We start from the raw sequence: 11798 nt of genomic DNA, 5'->3' as shown, positions 1-11798 counted from the left end.
TTCCTTCGGACAAGGCGGCTTGAGGTACGTAAACGCCGTGTTTCGGGATATGACATCATACGTGTGACGTATTCACAATGCCCTACACTGAAGGGCGTTCAGGCGGACGGGAGGATGCGTTGACTCAGCACGCGACTACGGGGCCGTGGGATTCGACGCGGGATCCGCAGCCGCCCGAGCGGGCCGGCAAGCGGCCACCGCGCCGGGTCCGCGGGGCCAAGCTGGGCACCACCGTGGTCGAGCAGCTGGTCGACGACATCGTGCGCGGGGCGCTGCCGCCCGGCACGGCGCTCCCGCCGGAGGCCGACCTCTGCGAGGAGTTCGGGGTCAGCCGGACGGTGATCCGCGAGTCGGTCAAGGTGATCCAGGAGAAGGGCCTGGTCAGGATCGAGCACGGCCGCGGCACCCAGGTCACCGACCCCCGGCAGTGGAACCTGCTCGACGACGTCGTGCTCACCGCCGTCATCGCGCACGACGAGAACGTGACGTTCCTGGACGAGCTGGTGTCCGTGCGCACCGCGCTGGAGGCCGAGATGGCCGCGGCCGCCGCCCTGGCCCGCACCCCCGACGACGAGGAGCGCATCGGGGCCGAGCTGGCCGTCATGCGCGCCAACCTCGCCTCCACGCCCGACTTCGCCGCCGCCGACGTGCGCTTCCACGACATGATCATGGCCGCGTCACGCAACCGGCTGGGGCGGGCCATCGTCAACAGCATCCACGACAAGGCCCGTACGAGCATGCTCTACCACGGCGAGTACAACGAGGCCGTGATGCGCCAGACGCTGGCCGAGCACCAGGCCATCAAGGACGCGATCGCGGCCGGCGACCAGGAGGGGGCGGCGGCCGCGATGCGCAGGCACATCACCGATTCCTGGAACCGCCGCCGCCCGTAATAAGCCCCGTAATAAGCCCTGACGCCATAGATCCGCGGGTCCGGCTCCATCTGGACGGGTGAGACCAGAGGAGAGCCCTTTTGCACCCCGACCAGCAGCGAGATTTCACCGAGTTCGTCGCCACGCGCTCGGACAGCCTGATCAGGCTCGCGTACGTGCTGACCAACGACCAGCACGCGGCCGAGGACCTGCTGCAGACGGCCCTGGCGAAGACCGCCGGACACTGGCGGCGGATCCGGGACAACCCGGAGGCGTACGTGCGCCGCGTCATGTACCACGAACAGGTCGGGCGATGGCGAAGTCCGCGCTGGGGCCGCGAACGCGTGGTCGAGGCGCCTCCCGACCGGGCCACGGGCGACCGGACCGGCGAGGTCGACACCCGCCTCAGCCTGGATCAGGCGCTGCGCGCCCTGCCGCCGCGCAAGAGGGCCGTCCTGGTGCTGCGCTACTACGAGGACCTGCCGGAGTCCGAGGTCGCCAAGATCATGCGCTGCTCGGTGGGGACCGTGCGCAGCCAGACCCACCAAGCCGTCGCCCGGCTGCGCGAGCTGGTCGGCGAGAACGTCACCCTGGAGGCCTGAGATGACCATCGACGAACAGCGGATCGCCGCGGAGTTCCGGCGGATGGCCGCCGAGGCCAGGCCCGTCGACGCCCTCGCGCACGCCCGGCGGGCGCGGACCGGCGCGCTGCGGCGCCGGCGCGCGGCGTGGTCGCTCGCCGGGCTCGCGGCGGCCGCCTCCCTGGTCACGGCGGTGCTCGTCGTGCTTCCCTCCGGCGGCTCCGGCCCGGACACCGCGGCGGAGGTCGCCCGGCTGCCGGAGAACACCCCCGAGCAGTTGCAGGTCGTACGCGAGTGCATGCCCAACGGCGGCCCCGTCCACAACATGGACGGCAACCTGCGCCTCCCCGAGCAGGGCTCGGTGGAGGACTTCCGGGTGCTGGCCGAATACCGGGACAAGAAGGGCATGACCGCCCTGGTCGGCAGCATCGCCGGCTTCGTTCTGTGCACCCCGACCACCCAGAAGGACATGGCGGAGCGGGCGGTCTTCACGTACTGGGGGTTCAAGCCGCCCGGGGACCTGACCGGCTTCCAGGGGGATCTCCAGGTGGACGCGTACACCTCGCACACGCATTCGTACGCGACGGGGCCGCAGCGGGTCCAGCACGACGACATGTACCGGGTCGTCGTCGGCCGGGTCACCTCGGGCGTGCGCCGGGTGGAGATCGACTGGGCGGACGGGCGGCGCACCGACGCGCGGCTGGCCGGCGGCTTCTTCATCGCCCGGGTGCCGGGGAAGCCGGTGCCGGATCCCGAGGACAAGTCGGCCGAGATCCTGGACTCCCCGCCGGTCACGGTCACCGCGTACGGCTCGCAGGACCAGGTGCTGGGGCGGCAGAAGGACGTGGCGTTCGGCCCCCTGGGCTAGGGGAGCGGCTACTGAGATCGTCGGCGGTCGTCGGCAAAAAGTTCGTGCGGACGTCCGCGACACGCCGTAGCGAACCGCTCTTTGCTGGCATTAGTGGGCACTTTTCGACGTAACTCGACATAAGAGGTCCGTGTCGGGTTCGGGGGACAAGAAGGGCCGGGCCGGAGGATCACTCATGTACCGTCTGCTGGGTGCCGTCGTCATCACCGCACTGGCCGTCATGGCGAGGCCCGCCGCTGCCGCGCCGTGGGAGGTCGACAACATCGCGCATCGGGGCGGATCCGGGTACGCGCCCGAGAACACCATCGTGGCCTGCGAGGTGGCCCGGACCCAGCGGGCCACCATGTGCGAGTACGACGTCCAGCAGACGAAGGACCAGCGGCTCATCCTGATGCACGACGAGTCGCTGGCCCGCACCACCAACGTCGAGCAGGTCTTCCCCGGCCGCTCCCCGTGGAAGGTCGCCGACTTCACGCTCGCGGAGATCCAGCGCCTGGACGCCGGCTCGTGGTTCTCCTCCCAGTTCCAGGGCGAGAAGGTGCCCACCCTGGAGCAGGGACTGCGGGAGATGAGCAGGAGTGGGGTCGGGATGCTGCTGGAGATCAAGCACGATCCGGCCAGCACGGACATCGACGAACGGGTGGCCGCCGAGCTGAGGAAGTACCGATCCCTGTGGAAGGGCAGGCGGCTGGCCGTGCAGGCGTACAACTGGGAGTCGATGCGGAACCTGCACGACATGATGCCCGACCTCCCCGTCGCGCTGATGGGCAAGCCGGACGCCTCCCGGCTGGAGGACCTGGCCGGGTTCGCCGCCGCGGTCACGGTGCCGCACAGCGGCCTCACCGCGACCTACGTCAGGCAGGTCCACGAGCACGGCATGCGGGTCTACACGTGGACGACGGACCGGCGGGCCGTCATCCGCCGCCTCATGACGTACGGCGTGGACGGCATCATGACCGGGCGGCCCGACCAGATCGACGCCGTCAAGCGCCGGGCCATGCGCGTGGTCATGAGGGCTGGCGGAGGTCGGCTATGAGGTCGTCGCCGGACGCCGCGAGCCGGTGCTCGATGACGTCGGCGAGGTCGGTGTCCATGTCGGGCCCGTAGAAGTCCTCGGCGAGGTCGAGGTGGCGGCGCATCGCCTCGCGGGCCCCGTCGGGGTCGCGGTCGAGGATGGCCTCCAGGATCACGGTGTGCAGGGGCTCGCCGGCCTCCCGGACCTCGCGGTCGCTGAGGCTGCGCAGCATCAGCCCGTACGTGAGGTCCTGGATCGCGGTGAACATCATGTGGATGACCGGATTGCCCGAGGCCCTGGCGATGGTCTCGTGGAAGGCGAGATCGACCCGCGCCCTGGCGTGCACGTCGCCCGGCCGGGCGAAGAGCTGGTGGACCCGCAGCAGGTCGGTACGGTCGCGCTTGCTCGCGTTGGCCGCGGCCAGGCTCGCCGCCTCGGTCTCCAGCATCACCCGCGCCCGCATGAGCTGGCGGGCGGTCACCCCGGCGGCGCGGGCCGCGAGGTTCATCGGCCGCATCAGGTTCTCGGCCGTGTAGTGGCGGACGAAGCTGCCCCGCTGCGGTGAGACCTCGATCAGCCCGCGCTCCTGCAGGGCCTTGAGGACCTCCCGGATGACCGGGCGGCTGACCGCGAACTCGGTCGCCAGGTCCCGCTCGGAGGGCAGGCGCACGCCGGGGGCCCAGTGTCCGGTCAGGATCCGGTCTTCGAGAACGGCGATCAGCGCACCCGGACTGGTCGGCGGCTTTCCCCCGATGTTGGGTTCGGCGGGGCTCTCGAGTGACGGTTTCCTCCCGCGCTCAGCGGTCATGCCGACCACGGTAGCGGCTCGCCGCCGGTGCCGAGCCGCGCTCCGTGCCAGCACGCCCGCCCATCCGGGCCGAACAGGTGAAGATCGGTCAGCGGCACATAAAAGGTCGCGCGTTCCCCGTCGCGCGGCCCGGTGCGGGGCGGCACGCGGGCGACGATCGCCCGGCCCGTGTCGTCGCGCAGGTGCAGGATGCTCTCGTTGCCGAGGTTCTCCCGGTACGACAGCGTCGCCTCGATGGGCAGGGCGGCCCCGTCGTCGGCCCGTACGCGTACGGACTCGGGCCTGAACCCGACGCGCACCGACTCCGGCAGGTCGTCCGGCAACCGGGGCAGCCGCCAGCGCAGGTCACCGCTGATCAGCTCCACCCCGTCCGCGCCGGCCCGCGCGGTGGCCTCGATCAGGTTCATCTGCGGGCTGCCGAGGAACGTGGCGACGAACACGGTGGCCGGCTGCTCGTAGATCTCGGTCGGGGTGCCGATCTGCGCGAACTCGCCCTCGTTGAGCACCGCGACCCTGTCACCCATGGTCATGGCCTCGACCTGGTCGTGGGTCACGTACAGGACGGTCCCCTTGGTGCGGCGGTGGAACTCGATCAGCTCGGCCCGCATCTGCACGCGCAGCGCGGCGTCCAGGTTCGACAGCGGCTCGTCCATGAGGTATGCGGCCGGCTCCCGGATCATGGCGCGCCCCAGCGCGACCCGCTGCCGCTGGCCGCCGGAGAGCTGGCCCGGCTTCTTCCTGAGCTGGTCGGCGAGCCCGAGCACGCGGCTGGTGTCCTCGATCCGCTGCCGGATGACGTCCTTCGGCACGTGATGGGCGCGCAGCCCGAACGCCAGGTTGCCCTCGACGCTCAGATGCGGGTAGAGGGCGTAGTCCTGGAAGACCATGCCGATCCCGCGGTCGCCGGGGTGGGCGTGGGTGACGTCCTTGCCGCCGACCGTGACCCGGCCGGCGCTGACCGGCTCGATCCCGGCGACGATGCGCATCAGCGTGGACTTCCCGCACCCCGACGGGCCGACGATCACCAGGAACTCCCCGTCGCGGACGTGCAGGTCGACGTCGGCGAACAGCACCTGGCCGCCGTACCGCTTGGTGACCCGCTCGATGCGGATGCCGTCGGTCATCGCTTGACTCCTCCGAGGGTGAGGCCCGAGACGTAGTAGCGCTGCAGCAGGGCGAACAGGACGAGCGGCGGCAGGATGGACAGCAGCGCCGCCGCGGTCTGCAGGTGGTAGACGATCCCGTGCTCCCCCTCGAAGGACGACAGCGCGAGCGGCAGGGTCCACAGCTCCTGCTCGCTGGCCGCGATCAGCGGCCAGATGAGGTTGTCCCACTGGGCCAGGAACTGCAGCAGCAGCACCGTGAGCAGGGCCGGGCGCAGCAGCGGGACGGCGATGAGGAAGAAGATGCGCAGCTCGCCGGCGCCGTCCACCCGCGCGGCGTGCAGCATCTGCGCGGGGATGCCCAGCGCGAACTGCCGGACCAGGAAGACGCCGAGCGCGCTGGCCACGAACGGCGCGATCAGGCCCTGGTAGCTGTTGAGCCAGCCGATCTCGCTGAGCGCCACGAACACCGGGATCATGACGACCGCCGGGGTCAGCGACAGCGCGATGATCACGAGGTTGAGCAGCGCGGCCCGGCCCGGGAAGCGCAGCCGGGCCAGCGCGTACCCGGCCGCCGCCGAGATCGCCACGTCCAGCACGGAGACCGCCGAGGCGATGACGAGGCTGTTCAGCAGGTAGCGCGGGAAGCGGCCGTCGGTCATGATCTCGCCGAGGTTGTCGAACAGCGCGAACCCGTGGAAGCGCAGCCCGGACAGGTCGCTGTCGTCGGGCGCCGAGGCGAGCACGACCATGGAGTAGAGCGGCAGCAGCATCAGCGCCACGAAGCCGACGAGGGCCACGACGGTGAGCGAGCGGCGGATTCTCATTCCTCGTCACTCCTGATCAGCTTGAACTGGGTGAAGGCGAAGATCAGCAGCACCACGAGCAGCACGATCGCGATCGCCGACGCGTAGCCGAACCGGGAGAAGGAGAACGCGTTGTTGTACAGGTAGAGCGGCAGCACCTGGGTGGCGTTGACGGGCCCGCCCTTGGTGAGCAGGTAGGCCGGCACGAACGACTGCATGGCCCCGGTGACGGCCACCACGATCACGAAGGTGAAGGTGCGGCGCAGCAGCGGCACGGTGATCAGGAAGAACGTCCGCAGCGTGCGGGCGCCGTCGATGGCCGCGGCCTCGAAGACGTTGGCCGGCAGGGCCTGCAGCCCGGCCACGAAGATGATCACGTAGAGGCCGACGTACTTCCAGATGACCATCACGAGCAGCGCCCAGATGGCGTAGTCGGAGTCGGTGAGCCACGGGCGGGCGCCGACGAGGGTGTCGGCGAGCCCGCCGGTGGAGTAGATGACCTGCCACAGCACGGTGGCGCCGACCAGCGGCATCACCGCGGGGACGAAGATCAGGCCGCGCAGCCAGGCCCGCAGCCGGCCGGGCTTGGCCAGCGGCACGGCCACGACCAGCGCGATCACGATGGTCGGGCCCACCGCGAAGACCGTGTAGAGCACGGTCACCCACACGCTGCTCCAGAACTCCGCGCTGGTCGCCATCTCGCGGTAGTTGTCCAGGCCCACCCACTGCGGGGTGCCCGACAGGTCGTACGAGGTGAAGCTCAGGTAGAGGGCCGCGAGCGCGGGCAGCGCCCAGAACAGGACGAAGTACACGATCGCCGGGGCGGCGAGGCCCGCGCCCGCGCGGGCCTCGACCCCGGCCATGGTGGCCCGCCGCGCAGCGGTCATTTGAGAATCCGCCCCACCGCGGCGTCGAAGGCGGCCGCGGCCTCCTGAGCGGACCGCTGCTTGTGGATCACCGACTCCAGTGCGTCGAGCAGCGCCTTCATCGTCTCGGTCCACTGGGGCAGGACCGGGCCGAAGTCGGTGTACGGGAGCTGCTCCTCCAACTGCTGGCTGGCCTTGTCGCGGGCGCTCGGCAGCTTCTGCCAGCCGGCCGCCGGGGTGACCAGGCCGGTGGCGGCCAGCTGCTGGTCGACATGCTCGGACGTGGACAGCCAGTTAACGAAATGCCAAGCCGTATACGGATTTTTCGCCTTTTTGGCGACCATCCACCCCCATGAGTAGCCAGAGGCCACCTTCTCCTTGCCCGCCCAGTTCGGCACGACGGTGCTGTCGAAGGTCTTGCCCAGCTCGGCCTTGGCATTGAGCGCCGGGATGAGGCTGGAGGTGAACCGGCCGGACACCAGCATGGCCGCCGTGCCCTTGGCGAACAGGCCGAACGCGCCGACCGGGTCGTTCAGCTTGGGGTTGCCCTGGCGGCCGTAGTATTCGAGCGCCTGCAGGCCCGCCGGGGTGTTCAGCCCGCCGCGTCCCGTGTTCTCGTCCACGATCTTCCCGCCGAGGCCGTTGATCAGCGGGATGAAGTTCAGCATTGCCCAGATGTTGTCGGCGAGCTGCCACTGGAGCCCGACCTGGGAGCCCGTGGTGAGCTTGGCGTTGAACTCCTCGACCTCCTCCCAGGTCGTCGGAGGCTTGTCGGGGTCGAGCCCGGCCTGCTCGAAGCGGTCGCGGCGGTACCAGAGGTGGACCGAGTTGAAGTCGATCGGGACGCCGTAGACCTGGTCCTTGTAGGTGAGGGCGGCGAAGGCGTTCGTGTCGAACCTGGTCTTGAGCTCGTCGATGGAGCCGGCTCCGAACTCCGCCGGCGGCAGCGGCGCGACCTGCCCCTTGGACGCCCGCTCGGCGAGGGTCCAGGCGCCGACCTTGATCAGGTCCGGTGGCGAGCCCGTGGTGAACGCGGTGGAGAGCTTGGTGTCGAGGTTGGCGATGGGGATGTACAGCGGTTTGACGGTGACCTTCGGGAACTGGCGCTGATACTCAGTGATCTTGGCGTTGAAGTATTTGGTGTTCGCCTGCTCCTCGTGCATCCAGACGTTGACCGTGCCCTGGGGCCCGGACTCCTTGGAGCCGGCCGGGGCGCCGCTCGACCCGCAGGCGGCCAGCGGGGTCGCCAGGCTCAGCAGGGCGGCGCCGCGCAGGAGGTCTCGACGGGGGATATCACTCATGTGTCCGGTTCCTCTCAGGGGACGGTCGTGAATTCGGTGACCCCCGCGTGGATGGCGTCGGTCATGCGCCGGTGCCAGGCGATGTCGCGCCACATGCCGTCGAACTGGGGGCCGCAGAAGTTGCTGGTCGCCAGCGCCTCCCAGCGCCCGGTGGCCAGCGCGGCCCGTACCCCGATCTCGCACAGCTCCTTGACCCAGCCCCAGTCGCGGCCGGGGCCGTCCTTGTAGTTCACGATCCCCCAGCATTCGGTGGTCACCAGCGGCTTGCCGGCCGCCCGCGACCACGCCGCGACCTCCCCGATGTGCTCGGTCAGGCGGCCGGCCCACCGCCGCGGGTCGGACCGGTACAGGCGCTCGGCCGGGCCGGACAGCGGCTCGTAGGCCCGCGGGTCGAACTGGGAGTGGTGCAGGTCGTAGCCGATCTCCGCGTAGAAGTCGGTGGTGGCCTGCGGTGTCATCCACACGTGCGGTTCGAGCAGGTCCAGCTCGGACAGGTCCTCGCCCGGGGCGCCGGTGGTCTCGGTGCAGCCGGACAGCGTGTAGCGGTAGCGGGGGTGGGCGGCGCGCAGGGTGGAGATCGCCTCTTTGGCCCAGGTCTGTACGGCCGCGTCGCCCCGGGACAGGGTCTCGGCGCTCGCGTCGTTGCCGTACAGGAAGGGCGCCCACATCGCGAGCGGCCACTCGTTCACCAGGTCGACGAAGTAGACGGCGTCGGCGAGGCCGGCGTCCTCGATCGCCGAGAGGGTGACGTCCCAGATCCTGGCCAGGTCGGCCGGGGTCCTGATCCGCGAGCGGACGTCGTGCTCGTCCTTCCTGAACCACGAGGACAGCGCGACCCGCAGCCCGCGGTCCGCGCATGCCCGGATGAAGTCGAGCAGGCCGGGCAGCACGCGTACGGAGACCGGCTCGGTGGCGCCCCAGGACTCGAAGTGCCACACGGGGAGCAGGCGCCAGGTCCGCTCCGGATCGGCCGCCACCAGGTGGGGGAAGGCGTCGATGCGTACCGCGTCGTAGCCCCGTTCGGCCAGTTCGTCGAGTGCGCGGTCCCAGTCCTGGTAGCCGGCGCCGTCCCAGCGCCGTTCGAGCCAGGAGAAGTCCCACATGGTGATCGCTAGGGGACTGGTGGTCAACGTCATAGTCTCAACATCCGTTCGATGTTGGTCTTACCAGATTGGTAGATCGTGGCTGGCCGAAGCGTGACTGTCAAGGCTCCTCTTGGTCCTTGCGGGTTACTGGTCTAACCAGCTAGCGTTCTTGGACCATGAGCACCCGAGCCGTCGCCGGCCTGGAGACCATCCGATGCCCGATTCAGCCCAACGTGCTCCTGATGCGGCTGCACGCCGACGACGGCCTGACCGGCCTCGGCGAGTCGTTCTTCGGGGCGGAGGCGGTCGAGGCCTACCTGCACGAGACCGTCGCACCACTCCTCGTGGGAGCGCCGCTGCCCAGCCCCGAGCGGCTGCGCCGGCTGCTCACCGGCCATGTGGGCTTCCAGGGCAGCGGGGTCGAGACCCGGGGCAACGGGGCCGTCGACATCGCCGTGTGGGACCTGCTCGGCAAGGCCACCGGGCAGCCCGTCGCCACCCTGCTCGGCGGCCCCTACCAGGACAGCCTCCCCGTCTACAACACCTGCGCGGGCCCCTCCTACGTCAAGAACGAGCCGCGCCAGGCCGTCTCCAACTGGGGCCTGGCCGACACGTCGCGGTACGAGGACCTGCGCGGCTTCCTCGAACGGCCCGGCGAACTGGCCAAGGAGCTGTGGGACGAGGGACTGCGCGCCATGAAGGTGTGGCCGTTCGACCAGGCGGCCGAGCGCACCGGCGGCATGCGGCTGGAGCGGGCCGACCTGCTGGCCGGCCTGAAGGTGCTCGACGACATCAAGAACGCCGTCCCCGAGATGGACGTCATGGTCGAGCTGCACGGCCTGTGGAGCCTGCATGCCGCGCTCGGGCTGGTCAAGGAGCTCGAACGCGTCAGCCCGTACTGGGTCGAGGACCCGCTGCGGTCCGACAGCCAGGCCTCCTACGCCACGCTGCAGGCCGCGACGCCGGTGCCGCTGGCCACCGGCGAGACGCTGACCGGGCAGCGCGCGTTCCGGGGGCTGCTGGAACGCGCGGGGATCCGGGTGGCCATCGTGGACATCGGCTGGACGGGCGGGCTGACCGAGGCCCGCAAGATCGCCGCGCTCGCGGACTCGTATGACCTGCCGTTCGCGCCGCACGACTGCACCGGGCCGATCTCGTTCGCGGCGTGCGTACACCTGGCCCTGAGCCAGCCCAACGCGCTGGTGCAGGAGAGCGTGCGCGCCTTCCGCCACACCTGGTACGGGGAGCTGGCCACCGGCCTGCCGCTCGTGGAGGACGGCCGGGTGCGCCTGGAGGACCGGCCCGGCCTGGGTGTGGAGCTCACCGACGGCCTCACCAGCCGCCCGGGCGTCACCACCCGCCTGACCGGCACCCGCCCATGAGCCGCGCCCGGCGGAGCGGGGTGCGGAGATGACGCGGATGGCGGCGTTGCGCTGGTACGGGCGCGGCGACGTGCGACTGGTCGAGACCGAGATCCCCAGCCCCGGTCCCGGCGAGGTCCTGATCGCGGTGACGCTCTGCGGCATCTGCGGCAGCGACGTCGAGGAGTACCGGGCGGGACCGATCGTCGTGCCGGTCACGCCGCACCCGCTGACCGGCCGGACGGCCCCGCTCACCCTGGGGCACGAGGTCGTCGGCGTGGTCGCCCGCCCCGGCCCCGGCGTCGACCTGGCCCCGGGCACCCCGGTCGTCCCGGACGTCGTGCTGGGCTGCGGCCGGTGCTGGTGGTGCGCCCGCGGGGACTACCCGCTGTGCGAACGCGGAGCGGCGCTCGGACTGCAGGACGATGGAGGGCTGGCCGAGTACCTGGTGGCGCCGGCCGACCGTTGCGTCCCGCTGCCCGAGGGCATGCCCGCCGCGGTCGCCGTCTTCGCCGAGCCCGCGGCGGTCGCCGTACGGGCGCTCGACAAGGCCGGTGACGTGTCGGGGGCCGTGGTCGCGGTCGTCGGGTCCGGCGCCATCGGGCTGCTGGTCGCCCAGGTGGCCGCCTGTCGCGGGGCGGCGGCCGTCGTCGCGGTCGACCCGGACCCGGGCCGCCGCGCGCTGGCCGATTCGTGCGGCTTCACCGGCGCGGCGCCCGGCGAGGCGGCGGACGCCGTCCGCGAGCTGACCGGCGGCCGTGGGGCCGACGTGGCCGTGGAGAGCGCGGGAACGCCCGCCGCGGTGACGGACGCGCTGTCGCTGTGCCGCCGCGGCGGCACCACGGTCCTGCTCGGCGTCACCCCGGAGCCCGCCGTCCTGTCCACGCTGGACGTGGTGCTGGGGGAGAAGCGCATCGTGGGGTCGGCCTCGCACCGATGGGACACCGACGTACGCGCCGCCGTCGCCCTGCTGCACGCCGGTCACCTCCGGGTCGATCGGCTCCCCGTCCAGACCGTCCCGCTCCAGGACGCCGTACGACGCGGCCTGGCCGACCCGCCCCGCGACGTCCTGAAGACCATCGTCACCGTCACAAGCGCCTGAGCGGACGGCACTCCGCCCCGCGTGCCGCCG

Annotated in this window: 12 protein-coding genes; 6 read left to right on the top strand and 6 right to left on the bottom strand. The window is 71.0% G+C overall.

What is annotated here, in order from left to right; all coding sequences use genetic code 11:
- The first annotated feature begins 119 nt into the window (after window positions 1-119).
- The 4 genes from ABZX61_RS60910 (at window position 120) to ABZX61_RS60895 (ending at window position 3357) form a co-directional block, all read left to right on the top strand.
- Window positions 120-893 (top strand): FadR/GntR family transcriptional regulator, encoded by a 774-nt coding sequence (locus ABZX61_RS60910; protein ID WP_355211172.1) that lies wholly within the window; start codon window positions 120-122, stop codon window positions 891-893.
- A gap of 80 nt (window positions 894-973) precedes the next feature.
- The gene (locus tag ABZX61_RS60905; protein WP_355211169.1) at window positions 974-1474 is read left to right on the top strand and encodes a SigE family RNA polymerase sigma factor; all 501 of its coding nucleotides are present in this window, start codon (window positions 974-976) and stop codon (window positions 1472-1474) included.
- A gap of 1 nt (window position 1475) precedes the next feature.
- A complete protein-coding gene (locus ABZX61_RS60900) occupies window positions 1476-2321 on the top strand; it encodes a hypothetical protein (protein ID WP_355211166.1) in 846 nt (281 codons plus the stop codon).
- Between the two features lie 175 nt (window positions 2322-2496).
- On the top strand, window positions 2497-3357 hold the full coding sequence (locus ABZX61_RS60895; RefSeq protein ID WP_355211164.1) for a glycerophosphodiester phosphodiesterase family protein: 861 nt from the start codon (window positions 2497-2499) through the stop codon (window positions 3355-3357).
- Here the strand turns inward: ABZX61_RS60895 and ABZX61_RS60890 are convergent.
- From ABZX61_RS60890 to ABZX61_RS60865, 6 genes are read right to left on the bottom strand one after another with little or no spacing between them, the layout of a single operon-like run.
- Entirely contained in the window at window positions 3329-4144 is an 816-nt protein-coding gene (locus tag ABZX61_RS60890; protein WP_350740937.1) for an FCD domain-containing protein, read from the bottom strand. The genes ABZX61_RS60895 and ABZX61_RS60890 overlap by 29 nt on opposite strands.
- Window positions 4141-5268, bottom strand: coding sequence for an ABC transporter ATP-binding protein (locus tag ABZX61_RS60885; RefSeq protein ID WP_355211161.1), 1128 nt, complete (start codon window positions 5266-5268; stop codon window positions 4141-4143). Before ABZX61_RS60885 ends, ABZX61_RS60890 begins: the two co-directional genes overlap by 4 nt.
- A complete protein-coding gene (locus tag ABZX61_RS60880; RefSeq protein ID WP_350740941.1) occupies window positions 5265-6074 on the bottom strand; it encodes a carbohydrate ABC transporter permease in 810 nt (269 codons plus the stop codon). The genes ABZX61_RS60885 and ABZX61_RS60880 overlap by 4 nt, the downstream gene beginning before the upstream one ends.
- Window positions 6071-6940 carry a sugar ABC transporter permease gene (locus ABZX61_RS60875; protein ID WP_355211158.1) on the bottom strand — a complete coding sequence of 290 codons (870 nt, stop codon included), beginning with the start codon at window positions 6938-6940 and terminating at the stop codon, window positions 6071-6073. Before ABZX61_RS60875 ends, ABZX61_RS60880 begins: the two co-directional genes overlap by 4 nt.
- Window positions 6937-8220: an extracellular solute-binding protein gene (locus ABZX61_RS60870; RefSeq protein ID WP_355211155.1), complete on the bottom strand. Its 1284-nt coding sequence runs from the start codon at window positions 8218-8220 to the stop codon at window positions 6937-6939. Before ABZX61_RS60870 ends, ABZX61_RS60875 begins: the two co-directional genes overlap by 4 nt.
- A 14-nt stretch (window positions 8221-8234) precedes the next feature.
- Entirely contained in the window at window positions 8235-9350 is a 1116-nt protein-coding gene (locus tag ABZX61_RS60865; protein WP_355211152.1) for a cellulase-like family protein, read from the bottom strand.
- A gap of 131 nt (window positions 9351-9481) precedes the next feature.
- On the opposite strand from ABZX61_RS60865, the gene ABZX61_RS60860 reads away from it, so the two are divergent.
- Together ABZX61_RS60860 and ABZX61_RS60855 are read left to right on the top strand one after the other, a co-directional pair.
- Window positions 9482-10687: a mandelate racemase/muconate lactonizing enzyme family protein gene (locus tag ABZX61_RS60860; RefSeq protein WP_350740949.1), complete on the top strand. Its 1206-nt coding sequence runs from the start codon at window positions 9482-9484 to the stop codon at window positions 10685-10687.
- 28 nt (window positions 10688-10715) lie between these two features.
- On the top strand, window positions 10716-11768 hold the full coding sequence (locus ABZX61_RS60855) for an alcohol dehydrogenase catalytic domain-containing protein (RefSeq protein WP_355211149.1): 1053 nt from the start codon (window positions 10716-10718) through the stop codon (window positions 11766-11768).
- Window positions 11769-11798 lie beyond the last annotated feature (30 nt).

This window comes from Nonomuraea sp. NPDC003709 (genome assembly GCF_040610775.1).
GTDB lineage: Bacteria > Actinomycetota > Actinomycetes > Streptosporangiales > Streptosporangiaceae > Nonomuraea > Nonomuraea angiospora_A.
The sequence above is the reverse complement of the archived record's forward strand: the minus strand, read 5'-3'. Positions and strand labels throughout refer to the sequence as shown.